Raw genomic sequence first — 17,386 nt, forward strand, 5'->3', positions numbered from 1 at the left:
CAACTTTTTATGTAACACTATATTTCACTTTGAATTTACGCTATACTTCGCGCCTGAGTTGGTCAGGCAATCGCCGGTCTATTGAAGCCCTCAAATTCGCGCAAGTGTAACCTAGGGGACAAGTAGGCGGGAGGAAAGTCCGGGCTACACAGGGCAGAGTGCCGGATAACGTCCGGGAGGCGAGAGCCTACGACAAGTGCAGCAGAGAGCAAACCGCCGATGGCCCGCAAGGGATCAGGTAAGGGTGAAAGGGTGCGGTAAGAGCGCACCGTGCCGCCGGTAACGGTTGGCAGCAGGGTAAACTCCACTCGTAGCAAGACCAAATAGGAATCCAATGAATGGCCCGTTCAGGATTCGGGTAGGTTGCTTGAGCGTATGTGTAAATATGCGCCTAGATGAATGATTGTCCACGACAGAACCCGGCTTATCGACCAACTCTCTTTTTCTTTTCAAAAAAACATCGTCAAAATCCACCGCACTTTTCTCTTTTTCCAAGAAAACAAACATTTTTTCTCATTGAATTCATTGGCATACTTGATTTTTCTCTTTTTGCCGCCATTATAGCCAAGCGTGTTTTTATTACTGTTTTATTGAGGAGTTTTTCATCGATGATGCGCATTTTACTTTTCCTTGCGACCAACATGGCAGTATTGTTGGTTTTTAACATCATTTTATCGTTAACCGGCATTCAATCTCGTGATGCGAGCGGTTTAATGCTGTTTGCCGCATTATTTGGTTTTGCGGGTTCGATTATTTCGTTATTTATGTCCAAAACCATGGCAATTCGTTCTGTGGGTGCTGAAGTGATTCAACAACCACGCAATGAAACAGAACGTTGGTTGTTGGATACCCTGTATTCACAAGCAGATCGTGCCGGTTTGCCGCGCCCGGAAGTCGCTATTTATCATTCTGCTGATGTGAACGCGTTTGCCACCGGCGCAAGCAAAAACAATTCGTTAGTGGCGGTGAGTACCGGATTGTTAAATAAAATGACCCGTGGCGAAGCAGAGGCAGTTTTAGCGCACGAAGTTAGCCACATTAAAAATGGTGATATGGTGACTATGGCGTTACTACAAGGTGTTCTCAATACCTTCGTGATTTTCTTATCACGCATCATTGCCAACGTGGTGGCGAACTCCCGCAATCAAGGCAATGAAAGCTCAAGCAATTCCGGGATCTATTTCTTAGTTTCGATGGTGCTTGAAGTCGTATTTGGTTTCTTGGCAAGCATGATCGCCATGTGGTTCTCTCGCCAACGCGAATTCAGAGCCGATGCAGGTTCGGCGAATTTAGTGGGTAAGCAAAAAATGATTGATGCGCTAAAACGCTTACAAAACTTGCATGAGCCGGAAGAGCTTGAAGGTTCCACCTTGGCGGCATTTGCCATTAACGGTAAACGTGGTGGCGGCTTAAAAGAATTATTCTTAAGCCACCCACCGTTGGAAAAACGGATTGAAGCGTTGCAGCAGTTACCTTAATAATAAAATGTATTTTTAATCAATAGAGGCTTTTTTAAGCCTCTATTTTTTTATCCAAAGAAAATGGCTGAAAAGTTTCAGTCGAAGTGTAAACGGAAGAATAAAGTGTGGTCATTTTTCCCAATAAATCTTCGTTTTATGACAGAATAATTTCTGCAGGTATGGATAAATTGCGTGATTTTCTAAACAGTTAGTATTATTATTGACAAAATTTTAGATAAATTAATCATCACAGAGGATATTTATGCAGCATCTTAAAGATCTTGTGGATAAAGCAAGAAATGCCATAGACAACATTGAAGATAAAAGCCTTGCCGCGCTTGATGAAATTCGCGTGGAGTATTTTGGTAAGAAAGGGCATTTTACCCAATTAATGCAAGAGTTGCGCAATGTGGCGGCGGAAGAACGTCCGGCAATGGGCGCGAAAATTAATGAAGCCAAACAAGCCGCATTAGATTTCTTAAACGCAAAAAAAGCAGAATGGGAACAAGCCCTGTTAAATGCACAATTAGAAAATGAACGTATTGATGTGAGTTTACCGGGACGTAAAGTGGAAATAGGCTGTTTACATCCGGTTTCGATTACCATTGAGCGCGTGACCAAATTCTTCTCTGAACTGGGTTTTTCTGTGGAGTCCGGTCCTGAAATCGAAAGCGATTATTACAATTTTGATGCCTTAAATATTCCTAAACATCACCCGGCACGTGCCGATCACGACACATTCTGGTTTAATCCTGAATTATTGTTAAGAACGCAAACTTCCGGGGTACAAATTCGTACCATGCAAAAACAACAGCCGCCAATTCGCATTATGGCGCCGGGACGCGTGTATCGTAACGATTACGACCAAACCCACACACCGATGTTCCATCAAATCGAATTGTTGTATGTGGACAAACACGCCAATTTCACTGAATTAAAAGGCCTATTGCATGATTTTTTACGCGCTTTTTTCGAAGAAGACTTGCAAGTGCGTTTCCGTCCGTCTTACTTCCCATTCACAGAGCCTTCTGCCGAAGTGGATGTCATGGGGAAAAACGGTAAATGGTTAGAAGTGTTGGGCTGCGGTATGGTACACCCAAATGTTTTACGCAATGTCGGTATTGACCCGAACGAATACTCCGGTTTCGCAGTGGGTATGGGGGTAGAGCGTTTAACCATGTTACGCTACAACGTCACAGATTTGCGTTCATTCTTCGAGAATGATTTACGCTTTTTGAAACAGTTTAAATAATTTTGAGTGAGAGATAAGTATGAAATTTAGTGAACAATGGGTACGCGAATGGGTTAATCCGGCGATTTCTACGGAACAACTTTGCGAACAAATTACCATGTTAGGCTTGGAAGTTGACGGAGTAGAAAAAGTTGCCGGCGATTTCACCGGTGTTGTCGTAGGCGAAGTTGTGGAATGTGCACAACATCCTGACGCTGATAAATTACGCGTAACCAAAGTGAATGTGGGCGGTGAGCGTTTGTTAGACATCGTGTGTGGTGCACCGAATTGCCGTCAAGGCTTGAAAGTCGCTTGTGCGGTAGAGGGTGCTAAATTACCGGGCGATTTCAAAATCAAGAAAACCAAATTACGCGGCCAACCTTCCGAAGGCATGCTTTGCTCATTCAGCGAACTGGGTATTGAATCTGATGCCAATGGGATTATCGAATTGCCACAAGATGCGCCAATCGGTACCAATCTACGCGATTATTTAACATTAGACGACAGCGCTATTGAAATTAGCTTAACGCCAAACCGTGCGGATTGCTTAAGCATTGCCGGCGTGGCACGTGAATTGGCCGTGGTGAATAAACTTCACGAAAATCCACCGCACTTTGAGGTGGTTAAACCGACCATTAGCGATAAAGTTCAAATTGATGTTCAAGCAGCCGAAGCGTGCCCGCGTTATTTATTGCGTGTGATTAAGAATGTCAATGTTAAAGCGCAGTCGCCAATGTGGATGCAAGAAAAATTGCGTCGCTGTGGTATTCGTTCTATCGATCCCATTGTGGATGTTACGAACTACATTTTGCTTGAACTCGGTCAACCAATGCATGCTTTTGATATGGCAAAAGTGGCGCAGCCGGTACAAGTTCGTATGGCGAAAGAAAATGAAGAGCTTGTATTGTTAGATGGCACCACAGCGAAACTTCAACCGAATACTTTAGTGATTGCCGACCAAAATGGTGCATTGGCAATGGCCGGGATTTTTGGTGGTGAAGCCAGTGGTGTGAATGTAGAAAACACAAAAGATGTGATTTTAGAAGCGGCATTTTTTGCGCCATTAGCGATTACCGGACGTGCTCGTCAATATGGCTTGCATACAGATTCATCTCATCGTTTTGAACGTGGTGTGGATTTTGAGCTGCCACGCAAAGCAATGGAAAGAGCGACCGCACTTTTATTGGATATTTGTGGAGGTGAAGCCGGTGAAATTTGTGAAGTAACAAATGAAGCGCATTTACCAAAACGTCAACAAGTCACATTACAACGTCACAAATTGGATGCGTTACTTGGGCATCATATTGAAACAGAAACGGTAACGGATATTTTACAACGCCTTGGTTTACAGGTTTCTTACGCTAACAACAGTTGGACTGCGGTTGCGCCATCTTGGCGTTTTGATATTGAAATTGAAGAAGATTTAATTGAAGAAGTGGCGCGTATTTATGGTTATAACAGTATTCCAAATAATGCACCGTTAGCGCATTTGCGTATGCGTGAACATAGCGAAGCGGATATTGAATTATCGCGAATCAAAGCGGCATTAGTGAGTTGCGATTTTTATGAAGCTATTACTTATAGCTTTGTTGATCCGAAAATTCAAAGTTTGTTACATCCGGAAATTAAACCGTTTATTCTACCGAACCCGATTTCTGTTGAAATGTCCGCAATGCGGGTTTCTTTGTTAACCGGTTTACTTGGCGCAGTGATTTATAACCAAAATCGTCAACAAAATCGCGTGCGTTTATTTGAATTTGGTTTACGTTTTATGCCGGATGAAAAAGCCGAATTTGGCGTACGCCAAGAGCAAGTTTTTGCGGCAGTGATGACCGGTTCTAAAGCGAATGAACAATGGAGCGAAAAATCAGCACCTGCCGATTTCTATGATTTAAAAGGTTATATTGAAAACTTACTTTCATTAAGTTCTGCTGGAAATCGCGCAAAATTTGTAGCAAAATCATACACAGCGTTACATCCGGGCCAATCTGCTGCGATTATGCTAGACGGTGAAGAAATTGGTTTTATCGGTCAACTTCATCCGACGATTGCACAAAAAATCGGTATCAACGGCAAGGCGTTTGTATGTGAAATTTCTATTGCTCATATTTCTCGTCGTGATATTGTGAAAGCCAAAGAAATTTCTCGTTTCCCGGCTAACCGTCGTGATTTAGCCCTTGTGGTTGCGGAGAGTGTGGCGGCAGACGATGTATTAGACGCTTGTCGTGTTGCCGGCGGTGATAAATTAACGCAAGTGAATTTATTTGACGTTTACCAAGGTAGTGGCGTCGCAGAAGGTCATAAGAGCTTAGCGATAAGCCTCGTGATTCAAGACAATGAAAAAACCCTTGAAGAAGATGAAATTAACGCAGTAATTTCAGCGGTATTATCTGAGTTAAAACAACGTTTTAATGCTTACTTGAGAGATTAAACTATGACATTAACTAAAGTAGAACTCGCCGAGAATCTGATTGAGAAATTTCATTTCAGCAAGCGCGAAGCCAAGGATTTGGTTGAAAGTTTCTTTGAAGAAATTCGCGTTGCGTTAGAAACAGGGAATGACGTAAAATTATCCGGATTTGGTAATTTTGAGTTGCGCGATAAAGCCTCTCGCCCGGGACGGAATCCAAAAACCGGTGAAAGCGTGCCGGTTTCTGCCCGCCGTGTTGTGGTATTTAAACCGGGACAAAAATTGCGCAATCGGGTCGAAAAAGTTAAACCGAAAGCCTAATCAATATAAGCTATCAATAATCCTCTTGTTGATAGCTTTTTAGTTTGAGATCACTCATCAATGCGTATTTTAAAATCTTTAGTGTTTTGCGGTTGCGTACTGGCGTTAAGTGCCTGTTCCGGCAGCGGGTATCAGTCTTCAAAGCTTAATTACAAAGGGCAAATTAATGATCCCATCATGGCGATTGCTTTATTAAGCGAACAACAACATGAATGGGCGGGAACGCCTTATGTGCTTGGTGGACGGGGGCGTAAGGGCGTGGATTGTTCCGGTTTTGTACAGACCACGTTTTTTGATCGCTTTGGCATAAAATTGCCTCGTCAAACTAAAGATCAAGCCAATTATGGGCAATATATCGAAAAAGAAGATATTCAAACCGGGGATTTGGTTTTCTTTAAAACTGGGCGTGGGCCAAATGGCTATCATGTCGGCATTTATGTCAAAGAAGACAAATTCTTGCACGCCTCAACAAAAGGCGGAGTGGTTTATTCTTCCTTAAACAGTGATTACTGGCGAAAAACCTATTGGCAAGCGAGACGAATCTAAAATACCGCTTTTCTCACCACTGCAAACAGATCAGGGCGAACAGATCTTCGTCGTAAGACTCGCCATGTTTATATCACAAGAAAGTAGTACAACATGAAATTTATTATCAAATTATTTCCTGAAATTATGATTAAAAGCGAATCCGTGCGGAAACGGTTCGTGAAAATTCTGACCAGCAATATTCGTAATGTATTAACAAAATATGATGATACAGTCGCGGTAATAAAGCATTGGGATTACATCGAAGTGCGGTCGAAAATCGACGCAAATTTACCGATGCTTATCGAGCAGTTACAACGCATTCCAGGCATTCACCATTTTCTGCAAGTGGAAGAGAAGCCCTTCGCGAACTTGCATGAGATTTTTGAGCAAACACTGTCAGATGTGGCATCCCAATTAGAAAATAAGACTTTTTGCGTGCGTGTGAAACGTAAAGGCAAACATGAATTTAATTCACTGGAAGCTGAGCGTTACATCGGTGGCGGATTGAATCAACATATTGCCAGCGCCAAAGTACAACTGAAAAATCCGGATGTGACGGTGCGTATTGAAATTGAAGACGACAAAATGATGCTGGTGCGTGCCCGTTATGAAGGTATCGGCGGTTATCCGATCGGCACACAGGAAGATGTATTGTCGCTGATTTCCGGCGGGTTTGACTCCGGCGTGTCTAGTTATATGTTGTTACGTCGCGGTTCACGCGTGCATTATTGCTTCTTTAATTTAGGCGGTGCGGCACACGAAATTGGCGTAAAACAAATGGCATATCACATTTGGCAACGTTACGGTAGCTCCCACAAAGTGCGTTTCGTGGCGATCAATTTTGAAGGCGTGGTAGGCGAGATCCTGGAGAACGTGGATAACGGGCAAATGGGCGTGGTGCTTAAACGTATGATGGTGCGCGCAGCGTCTAAAATCGCGCAACGTTTCGACATTCAGGCGATTGTGACAGGAGAGGCGCTAGGACAGGTTTCCAGTCAAACCTTAACCAATTTGCGTTTAATTGATGAAGCCGCTGAGGTGTTGGTGTTACGCCCATTAATTACACACGACAAAGAAAAAATCATCGCCATGGCAAAACACATCGGCACCGATGATATCGCCAAATCTATGCCGGAATTTTGCGGCGTGATTTCCAAAAATCCGACAGTGAAAGCGATCAAAGCGAAAATTGAACAGGAAGAAGGCAATTTCAATTTTGCCGTGCTAGAAAGTGCGGTGGAAAATGCGCAATATTTAGATATTCGCCAAATTGCCGAGCAAACGGAGAAAGACGTCGTTTCCGTGGATGCCGTGTCTGTGTTGGGGGCAAATGATGTGATTATTGATATTCGTAGCCCGGAAGAAATCGACGAAACCCCGTTGCACATTGAAAATCAAGCGATGATTCAGCTGCCGTTCTATAAACTTTCCGGTCAATTCGCCGAGTTGGATCAAAGTAAGCATTATGTGCTGTATTGCGAACGTGGCGTGATGAGCAAATTGCAGGCGCTGTATTTGAAAGAAAGTGGATTTAATAACGTGAGTGTGTTTAAAAAATCACGTTAAAATCGACCGCACTTTAAAGGATGGCGGGATAGTGATGAGAGATTATCATGCCTATCCCGTCGATAAATACAAAAAATGCTTGAGAATTATGTTAAAACCGCTTTTCTTCACTGCGCTTTTCTTTCCGACTTTGGTCATGGCGCAGTCTTATATTGTCTATGATTTTACCAATAACCGAATGCTGGAAACCCACCAACCAAACAGCGTGCAACCTATCGCCTCTGTGACAAAGTTGATGACGGCGATTGTCTTTCTAGAACATAATCGAAATGCGCGTTGCACAACGTCCATTACCGGTGAGGATATCGACCATATCAAAGGCACGCACACGACCTTACCCAAAGGCACACCCATTGCCTGCCATGAATTATTAAAAGCTATGTTGGTGCATTCCGATAATTACGCCGCCCATGCATTGTCCCGTTCGGCAGGTATGAGCCGTGCGCAATTTATTCAAAAGATGAATGAAAAGGCACGAACATTGGGCATGACATCCACTCATTTTAGCGACAGTTCCGGGTTATCTACCGGCAATGTGTCCAGCGCGTTGGATTTAGTCAAATTGGCTAAATATTCGCTGAATAAAGCCGAAATTAACTCCCTTTCCAACCTTTCCTCAACCCACATCAACACGGGAAAGCGCCGTGTTTTTGTGAAAAATACCAACAAATTGGTGCGGGATGAAATATTCAGTGCGGCAGTGAATAAAACCGGTTACATCCGCGAATCAGGATACAATTTGGTATTCGTCAATAAAGTGCCTTGCAATCAAGCCATCATCGGCGTGATAAGCCTGAATAACGCCTCTTCCGCTTCGCGTTCTAATTTCACCAAGAATAAACTGGAAAAATACGGCTGCACCGCATTAAATAATAAAGTGCTCAGTGATTTTGTTGAGGATGTGCAATACGAAGAAGGCTATGATGAAGAAGGGATGGACGCCTTGATCAAAAAGGTGACAGAATAATCGGCATTGATCTGCTGAGTGGTGGAAACGTGGCTTTTTTTGACCGCACTTCCTACTTTCAAGCTGTTAGAAAGCACAAATTCCTGTATAATTCCCGCAATTTTTTGTTGATATAACACTGCTGTGAGATCCCTAATGCTTGACACATCACAAACCATTCCTGAACTGGTCTCTTGGGCGAAAGAACGTGAATTTTCTTTAAATTTACCGACAGAACGATTGGCATTTCTATTGGCGATTGCAATTTATAACGATGAACGTTTTGACGGTGAAATCTTGGAAAGCGATTTAATTGATATTTTTCGCCATATTTCCACCGCATTTGATTTATCGAAAGACATGGTCGCCACACGTGCCAATAATGCCATTAACGAATTAGTAAAACAGCGTTTTCTTAATCGCTTTAGTAGTGAGTTTACTGAAGGATTGGCGATTTATCGCTTAACGCCGTTGGGAGTAGGGGTCTCTGATTATTACATTCGTCAACGCGAATTTTCTGCTTTACGCCTTTCGGTTCAGCTCTCCATTGTGGCCGATGAAATCCAGCGTGCGTCTGAGGCTGCCGAAGAAGATGGCGATGAGCATTATTGGCGTCGTCATGTGTTTGCTCCATTAAAATATTCTGTTGCTGAAATTTTTGACAGCATTGACTTGTCACAGCGCATTATGGATGAAAATCAACAAAGCATTAAAGAGGAAATTGCCGCGTTGTTAACAAAAAATTGGCAGGCAGCCATTTCCAGCTGTGAACAATTATTAGATGAAACTTCCGGGAATTTACGGGAACTCCAAGACACACTAAATGCGGCAGGCGACAAATTACAGGCGCAGTTATTACGCATTCAAGATTGTGTGATCGGTCGCCAAGAATTGTATTTTGTTGATGAATTAATCACCAATTTACAAACGAAATTAGACCGCATCATCAGCTGGGGACAGCAAGCTATCGACTTGTGGATCGGCTACGACCGCCATGTGCATAAATTTATCCGTACTGCCATTGATATGGACAAGAACCGTGTCTTTTCCCAACGTTTACGCCATTCTATTCATCATTATTTCGACAACCCTTGGTTCTTATGGACAGCGCAAGCAGAACGTTTGGTGGACTTGCGCGATGAAGAATTAGCCTTACGTGAAGAAGACGCGCTAGGTGAATTGCCGGAAGAATTGCAATACGAATCTTTAGCCGATATTCGCGAGCAAATTGTAGAACATATGCAAACGTTGCTTGTTAATTACCGTGAGCAAAATCGTCCTATTAATTTAAGCATTGTCTTAAAACAACAGCTCGAACATTATCCGTTGTCACAACATTTTGATGTGGCGCGTATTATTGTGGATCAGGCGGTGCGTTTAGGTATGGCAAGCGATGACCTAGCCGGAATCTATCCGCATTGGGCAGGTATTAATGAGGATGGTGCCGAAGTTCAGGCGCATATTATTGATAAATACTAAAAGTGCGGTCGAAAATCCACGCGTTTTTTGAGTCGTATTTCGCTACCGCATAAATAAGACAATAACAGAGCAATTCAGTTAGAGAAAAAAATAATGACAGACAACCTTCAAGATATAATTTCCCCAAAATTGGCAGCCGCGATTGCCAATCCGTTATTTCCGGCTGTGGACAGCCAGTTGCGTTCCGGTAAACATATCAGTACAGAACAGTTAGACAACCATGCCTTTTTACTTGATTTTCAAACGGAACTGGATCTGTTCTACCGTCGTTATAACGTGGAATTGATTCGTGCGCCGGAAGGTTTTTTCTATTTACGTCCGAAAGCGACAACACTCATTGCCCGTTCTGTGTTAACGGAATTGGAAATGTTAGTGGGCAAGGTGTTGTGTTATTTGTATTTAAGCCCGGAGCGCTTAGCGCAACAGGGGATTTTTAACACGCAGGAAGTGTATGATGAGCTACTAAATTTAGCGGATGAGGGTAAATTGCTGAAAGCCGTGAATCAACGTTCCAGCGGTTCTGATTTAGATAAACAAAAACTGGCTGAAAAAGTGCGTGCGGCAATCGGTCGATTGCGCCGTTTAGGTATGATTTATACCGTCGGTGAACCGAACAGCGGCAAGTTTACCATTTCTGAATCGGTATTCCGTTTTGGCGCAGAAGTGCGTGCAGGAGATGATCCGCTTGAAGCACAATTACGCTTAATTCGTGATGGTGAAGCGGCAACGCCACAATCTTTACAAGCTGAAAAAGCAGCATTACAACGTGATACAGAAAGTAGTGAAAACGAGACTGACGTTGAAGACGAATTCGTAGAAGAGGAACAAGAATAATGACTGAAGAATTATCCCTGGAAAATGAAGTAATGGATACGGCGATTCCTGACGTAGCGCCGGTTATCTTTAACCAGAATAATGGGGTAGAACGCGGTAAGTTCCGTTCTCTAACGCTCATCAACTGGAACGGTTTCTTTGCCCGTACCTTCGATTTAGACGAATTGGTGACCACACTTTCCGGTGGTAACGGTGCCGGTAAATCTACGACCATGGCTGGATTTGTGACAGCATTGATTCCGGATTTAACCTTATTGCACTTCCGTAACACCACGGAAGCCGGTGCCACAAGCGGTTCTCGTGATAAAGGTTTGCACGGTAAATTGCGTCCGGGCGTGTGTTACGCGGCGTTGGATACCATCAACTCTCGTCATCAACGGATTATTGTGGGTGTCCGTCTGCAACAAGTGGCAGGGCGTGATAAAAAAGTGGATTTAAAAACCTTTTCTATTCAAGGCGTAGAATTATCTGTCAATCCGACCGCACTTTTCACCGAAACCATTAACGAACGTCAAGCGCGCGTACTGACGTTAAATGAACTAAAAGACAAGGTTGAGCAGGGTGGCGCCCAATTTAAACAATATCATTCCATCACCGATTACCACGGCATGATGTTTGATTTGGGGATTATTCCAAAACGCTTACGTTCTTCTTCAGACCGTAGCAAATTCTATAAACTCATCGAAGCCTCTTTATACGGTGGTATCTCTAGTGCCATTACCCGTTCCTTGCGGGATTATTTATTGCCGGAAAACTTAGGCGTGAAAAAAGCCTTCCAAGACATGGAAAGTGCTTTACGTGAAAACCGTATGACGTTAGAAGCCATTAAAGTTACCCAAGCGGACCGCGATTTGTTTAAACATTTAATTACCGAATCGACTAATTATGTGGCAGCGGATTATATGCGAAATGCCAATGAGCGCCGTGGCAATATTGAAACCGCATTAAATTTCCGTCAGGAGTGGTATAAAGCCAAGTCTGAACAGAATTTATCACAACATCGTTTGGTTGAATTAAGTCGTGAAGCCGCCGAGTTAGCCGAAAGTGAAAGAGTCCTCGAAGTGGATCACCAAAGTGCGCTTGATCACCTGAATTTGGTGTTAAATGCGTTACGTCATCAGGAAAAAATTTCTCGTTATCAAGAAGATGTCAACGAACTGACCGAGCGCTTGGAAGAGCAAAAAATGGTGGTTGAAACCGCTAACAAGCAACTGGAAGAAAGCCAGGCGCAATTTGAACAAACAGAACAAGAAGTTGACAACTTGCGTTCCCAATTAGCAGATTATCAGCAAGCGCTTGATGCACAACAAACCCGTGCATTGCAATATCAACAAGCCATTCAAGCCTTAGAAAAAGCCAAGACGTTGTGCGGATTAGCCGATTTATCGGTAAAAAACGTGGAGGCATATCACGAAGAATTTGAAGCGCAAGCGGAAGCATTGACGGATAACGTGCTTGAACTAGAGCAAAAGATGTCTATTTCCGAAGCAGCAAAAACGCAATTTGATAAAGCTTATCAATTGGTTTGCAAAATTGCAGGTGAGGTGCCACGTTCTGCCGCGTGGGAAAGTGCCAAAGAATTGTTACGCGAATATCCGACACAAAAGCTTCAAGCGCAACAAACACCGCAATTGCGTGCTAAGTTACATGAGTTAGAGCAACGCTTAAATCAACAACAAAGTGCGGTCAGATTATTAAACGATTTTAATCAACGTGCGAATCAACGCTTAGAAACCGCGGATGAATTAGAAGATTTCTACGGCGAACAAGAGGCCTTAATTGAAGATTTATCCGCCGAACTTTCCGATTTAGTTGAAGAACGTTCAACGCTACGTCAAAAACGTGAAAATTTGACCGCACGTTATGAAGAAAATGCGCGTAAAGCGCCGGCTTGGTTAACCGCGCAAGCCGCATTGGAACGCTTGCAGGAGCAAAGTGGAAAACAATTCGCAGACAGTCAGGATGTGATGAATTTCATGCAATCACAGCTGACCAAAGAGCGCGAATTGACCATGGCACGCGACCAGCTAGAACTTCAACGTCAGCAATTAGACGAACAAATTAGCCGTTTAAGTCAGCCGGATGGTTCGGAAGATGCCCGTTTGAATGTGCTGGCAGAACGTTTTGGTGGCGTGTTGCTGTCTGAATTATACGATGATGTGCCGATCGAAGACGCGCCTTATTTCTCTGCCTTATACGGCCCGGCACGCCACGCCATTGTGGTGCGTGATTTGAATGCGGTGAAAGAGCAACTCGCTAATTTAGAAGATTGCCCGGAAGATTTGTATTTAATCGAGGGCGATCCGGCGGCATTTGACGACAGCGTACTTTCCGCGCAAGAGTTAGAGCTTGGTGTAGTTGTTCAGGTGTCCGATCGTGAATTACGTTATTCCAAATTCCCTGAAATTCCGTTGTTCGGTCGTGCTGCCCGTGAAAAACATTTGGAAGAATTACAGGCTAAACGTGAGGAAGTGGCGGAGCAGTATGCACAGCGTGCTTTTGACGTGCAAAAATGTCAGCGTTTGCATGAACATTTTAGCCAGTTTGTTGGTCTGCATTTAGCCTTGGCATTCCAAGCCAATCCGGAAAAACTGATGGCGCAAACCAATCAACAACGTAATGAAATTGAACGCGAGCTTAATCAATTGGTGATCGGCGAGCAGCAAATTCGTCTTCGTTTAGATGAGGCGAAAGAAAGAATGCAGTTGTTGAATAAATTAATTCCGCAATTGCCATTATTGGCTGATGATAGCTTAACTGATCGCATTGAAGAATGCCGTGAGCAATTAGATTTGGCAGAGCAGGATGAATTATTTATCCGTCAGCACGGCGTCACGTTGTCACAATTAGAGCCGATTGCTAACACGTTGCAAAGCGACCCGGAAAATTACGAGCACTTAAAAGCTGATTATGAACAAGCCATTCAGCTACAAAAACAAGTGCAACAAAAAGTCTTTGCCTTGGCGGATGTGGTGCAACGCAAAGCGCATTTCAATTATGCGGAAAGCGTACAAACGGAAACCTCTGAATTAAACGAACAGTTACGCGCGCGTTTAGAACAAATGCAGCAACAACGTGAAATTCAGCGCGAACAATTACGTCAGGTTCAAGCGCAATATGCGCAGTACAATCAAGTGTTGATTCAATTGCAAAGTTCTTTCAACAGTAAAAATCAAATGTTGCAGGAATTGATGCAAGAAATTGGTGAATTGGGTGTGCGTGCTGATGAAGGCGCAGAAGAACGTGCCAAAATTCGTCGCGACGAGTTATATCAACAACTTTCCACCAATCGTCAACGTCGTTCTTACATTGAAAAACAACTCACCCTTATCGAAAGTGAAGCGGAAAATCTGACTCGCCGTATTCGTAAAGCAGAACGTGATTATAAAACCCAGCGTGAGTTGGTGACGGCGGCGAAAATGAGTTGGTGTGTGGTGCTTCGTTTATCCCGTAATTCTGATGTAGAAAAACGTTTAAATCGTCGTGAATTAGCCTATTTATCCGCAGATGAATTACGTTCCATGTCGGATAAAGCGCTAGGTGCATTGCGTACGGCAGTTGCTGATAACGAATATCTGCGTGATGCCTTACGTTTGTCGGAAGATAGCCGTAAACCGGAAAATAAAGTGCGGTTCTTTATCGCCGTATATCAACATCTGCGCGAACGTATTCGTCAGGATATTCTGAAAACCGATGACCCGATTGATGCAATTGAACAAATGGAAATCGAGCTTTCCCGCTTAACGGAAGAATTGACCGGTCGTGAACAAAAATTGGCGATCAGTTCTGAAAGTGTGGCGAATATCATGCGTAAAACCATTCAACGCGAACAAAATCGCATTCGTATGCTAAACCAAGGCCTACAAAATATCGCCTTTGGTCAGGTGAAATCGGTACGTTTAGTGGTGAACATTCGGGATACGCATGCTATGTTGTTAGATGCGTTATCCGGCAATCAGTCAGATTATCAAGATCTGTTCAGTGACAACCGCATGACTTTCTCTGAGGCCATTGCGAAGCTGTATCAACGCCTTAACCCGCATATTGATGTAGGGCAACGCACTGCGCAAACTATCGGTGAAGAATTATTGGATTACCGTAATTACCTTGACTTAGAAGTGGAAGTTTACCGTGGCGCAGATGGTTGGTTACGCGCAGAAAGCGGCGCATTATCCACCGGGGAAGCTATCGGTACCGGTATGTCCATCCTCTTAATGGTGGTACAAAGCTGGGAAGAAGAAAGCCGTCGTATTCGCGGCAAAGACATCGTGCCGTGCCGTTTATTATTCCTAGATGAAGCGGCTCGTCTTGATGCGAAATCCATTTCTACTTTATTTGAGCTATGCGAACGCCTGGATATGCAACTATTGATTGCTGCACCGGAAAACATCAGCCCGGAAAAAGGTACCACCTATAAACTGGTGCGTAAAATCTCCGGTAATCACGAACACGTCCATGTGGTCGGATTACGCGGATTCGGCGCAACAGAGTAGTTTAATAAATAAAAAAGTGCGGTTAAAAAATGAAGTGTTTTTTGATCTGCCTCCAAAAATCTAGAATCGTAGCGTGCAACTTGTTGCACGAAATCGTGAATGTCCGAAAGGGTTAAATAACGTTCCGTGCGTGATTTGGTCGTGCATCAAGATGCACGCTACGCGCGAAATCGGGAATGTCCGGAAGGGTTAAATAACACCCAGTGCATGATTTTGTCGTACATCAAGATGCACGTTACGTACGAAATCGTGAATATCCGAAAGGGTTAAATAACGTGCCGTGCGTGATTTGGTCGTGCATCAAGATGCACGCTACGCACGAAATCATGAATGCCCGAAAGGGTTAAATAACGTTCCGTGCGTGGTTTGGTCGTGCATCAAGATGCACGCTACGCGCGAAATCGGGAATGTCCGGAAGGGTTAAATAACGCCTAGTGAGTGATTTGGTCGTGCATCAGATGCACGCTACGCACGAAATCGGGAATGTCCGAAAGGGTTAAATAACGTTCCGTGCGTGATTTGGTCGTGCATCAAGATGCACGCTACGAATGAAATCGTGAATTATGCATTCGAGGTTAATCATTCGTGTAATAGGTATAATAAAAAACCTGTGCTGAGTGTTTCTCAGTCACAGGTTTTTTTGATCGCGTTATGGCAATATTATTGTTTTATACCACCAAACGCACCGCGAGATTGATCCGCCTCATTGGTGAATAATCCCCCCATTTCTTGAGCATTTTCACCGAAGAATCCACCTTGGGTTTTGATACCATTTACTTCACCGGCAAAGCTATTCGCGGTAATTTTACCACCAAAATGCATTTCCGGCACGGCATTGGTTTTCTTCATGGTATTAATGTTAATGTCAATGACTTTTTTGGCAAAATCAGCGGTCGCTTTCATTTCAGTTCTCTCACTGAAATTTCTATCGCCATCTTTCTTATAAACAGCCCCTCCTTTATATTCAGCGCTACCTGCAGTCGGAATTTGCGCAACAGCGGTCGGCAGGCCTTGGGCAAAGAAGTATTGATTGCCGGTTAGATTGTCAACATAGGTTCCAAATGCGATAGCCTGAAAATTACTATTACTTAAAATACTCTGTCTGTCTTTACGAAGATTATATGGATCATCATCTACCTTCTCTCCAGACCATGGATCAACAGCATTAGCATCTTGGAAAATATTTATCTCTTTTACCTTACCCTCTTTTTCATCATAAATCGCTAGCATATTAATTGAATGAGTCAATGGATAATTTAACTCATTCTTTGTAAGATCTATTGTCCCGCCAGAAATAATATCTTTTTTCATTTCTCCACTAATACCACCAAAAATTTTATCACTGAGCGGAATACGTGATTTTTCATTAGCTTGTAACGTTTCTAATTGTTTTAAACGTTCTTGAGCAGCATTTTTCTCTGATTCAGTTTTTTGGCTGTTAGCTTGTGCCGCTTTGGCTGCCTCTTCGGCTTTTTTCAGTGCTTCTTGAGCAGCATTTTTCTCAGCTTCAGTCTTTTGATTATTGGCTAGTGCAGCTTGAGCGGCCTCTTCCGCTTTTTTCAATGCCTCTTGAGCGGCTTTTTTCTCAGCTTCAGTTTTTTGGCTGCTTGCTTGTGCAGCTTTAGCGGCCTCTTCCGCTTTTTTCAGTGCTTCTTGAGCGGCATTTTTCTCTGCTTCAGTCTTTTGATTATTGGCTAGTGCAGCTTTAGCGGCCTCTTCGGCTTTTTTTAATGCCTCTTGTGCAGCATTTTTCTCTGCGTCAGTCTTTTGACTGCTGGCTTGTGCAACTTTTGCTGCTTCTTCCGCCTTTTTCACGGCCTCTTCCGCTTTTTTATTGGCTTCTGCAATTTTTTGGTTGAGTTCAATTTCGGTTTGGCGAATTTGTTCAGAATTGTCTGTACCGCCTTTTGAACTGGAAGAACACGCACTTAATGCCATAATACAAGAGAGTGCAATGATTGAGGGTTGAAGTTTATTCATAGGAAAGTCCTTTAAATGAGTTTATAGATTAAATAGACAGCTATATAATCTATAAAAAATGAGAATAATTTGCAATAGCATTGTAAAATTTATCTAATTTTTGTAAACTTTCTCGCAGTATTACTTAATTAACTCTCA

General features: G+C 43.2%; 12 protein-coding genes and 1 other RNA gene. 11 read left to right on the forward strand and 2 right to left on the reverse strand.

Annotated features, from left to right (window positions below):
- Positions 1-54: 54 nt before the first annotated feature.
- An RNA gene (gene rnpB / locus J5X96_RS06220) (RNase P RNA component class A) lies at positions 55-443 on the forward strand.
- A gap of 20 nt (positions 444-463) precedes the next feature.
- Here rnpB and J5X96_RS06225 read toward each other — a convergent pair.
- The gene (locus J5X96_RS06225) at positions 464-619 is read right to left on the reverse strand and encodes a hypothetical protein (protein ID WP_209362354.1); all 156 of its coding nucleotides are present in this window, start codon (positions 617-619) and stop codon (positions 464-466) included.
- Here J5X96_RS06225 and htpX point away from each other — a divergent pair.
- The 10 genes from htpX to mukB all read left to right on the forward strand — a co-directional run bounded on the left by htpX (position 609) and on the right by mukB (position 15,268).
- On the forward strand, positions 609-1,478 hold the full coding sequence (gene htpX / locus J5X96_RS06230) for a protease HtpX (RefSeq protein ID WP_209362355.1): 870 nt from the start codon (positions 609-611) through the stop codon (positions 1,476-1,478). The genes J5X96_RS06225 and htpX overlap by 11 nt on opposite strands.
- 244 nt (positions 1,479-1,722) lie before the next feature.
- On the forward strand, positions 1,723-2,712 hold the full coding sequence (gene pheS / locus J5X96_RS06235) for a phenylalanine--tRNA ligase subunit alpha (RefSeq protein WP_209362357.1): 990 nt from the start codon (positions 1,723-1,725) through the stop codon (positions 2,710-2,712).
- 19 nt (positions 2,713-2,731) lie between these two features.
- Positions 2,732-5,122: a phenylalanine--tRNA ligase subunit beta gene (gene pheT / locus J5X96_RS06240; protein ID WP_209362359.1), complete on the forward strand. Its 2,391-nt coding sequence runs from the start codon at positions 2,732-2,734 to the stop codon at positions 5,120-5,122.
- Between the two features lie 3 nt (positions 5,123-5,125).
- Positions 5,126-5,422, forward strand: coding sequence for an integration host factor subunit alpha (locus J5X96_RS06245; protein WP_021616246.1), 297 nt, complete (start codon positions 5,126-5,128; stop codon positions 5,420-5,422).
- A 60-nt stretch (positions 5,423-5,482) separates the two neighbouring features.
- Complete coding sequence (locus J5X96_RS06250; protein WP_209362361.1) at positions 5,483-5,968, forward strand: C40 family peptidase; 486 nt, start codon at positions 5,483-5,485, stop codon at positions 5,966-5,968.
- A gap of 93 nt (positions 5,969-6,061) precedes the next feature.
- The gene (thiI, locus tag J5X96_RS06255) at positions 6,062-7,516 is read left to right on the forward strand and encodes a tRNA uracil 4-sulfurtransferase ThiI (RefSeq protein ID WP_209362363.1); all 1,455 of its coding nucleotides are present in this window, start codon (positions 6,062-6,064) and stop codon (positions 7,514-7,516) included.
- 88 nt (positions 7,517-7,604) lie between these two features.
- On the forward strand, positions 7,605-8,483 hold the full coding sequence (locus J5X96_RS06260; RefSeq protein WP_209364784.1) for a D-alanyl-D-alanine carboxypeptidase family protein: 879 nt from the start codon (positions 7,605-7,607) through the stop codon (positions 8,481-8,483).
- A 135-nt stretch (positions 8,484-8,618) separates the two neighbouring features.
- Positions 8,619-9,941 (forward strand): chromosome partition protein MukF, encoded by a 1,323-nt coding sequence (gene mukF / locus J5X96_RS06265; RefSeq protein WP_209362364.1) that lies wholly within the window; start codon positions 8,619-8,621, stop codon positions 9,939-9,941.
- A gap of 93 nt (positions 9,942-10,034) precedes the next feature.
- The gene (gene mukE / locus J5X96_RS06270) at positions 10,035-10,775 is read left to right on the forward strand and encodes a chromosome partition protein MukE (RefSeq protein ID WP_209362367.1); all 741 of its coding nucleotides are present in this window, start codon (positions 10,035-10,037) and stop codon (positions 10,773-10,775) included.
- A complete protein-coding gene (gene mukB, locus J5X96_RS06275; RefSeq protein WP_209362377.1) occupies positions 10,775-15,268 on the forward strand; it encodes a chromosome partition protein MukB in 4,494 nt (1,497 codons plus the stop codon). Before mukE ends, mukB begins: the two co-directional genes overlap by 1 nt.
- 660 nt (positions 15,269-15,928) lie before the next feature.
- Here the strand turns inward: mukB and J5X96_RS06280 are convergent.
- Complete coding sequence (locus J5X96_RS06280; protein WP_245193450.1) at positions 15,929-17,248, reverse strand: transferrin-binding protein-like solute binding protein; 1,320 nt, start codon at positions 17,246-17,248, stop codon at positions 15,929-15,931.
- Between the last annotated feature and the right edge of the window lie 138 nt (positions 17,249-17,386).

The sequence above is a fragment of the Aggregatibacter sp. 2125159857 genome, from assembly GCF_017798005.1.
In the GTDB taxonomy this organism is placed as follows: domain Bacteria; phylum Pseudomonadota; class Gammaproteobacteria; order Enterobacterales; family Pasteurellaceae; genus Aggregatibacter.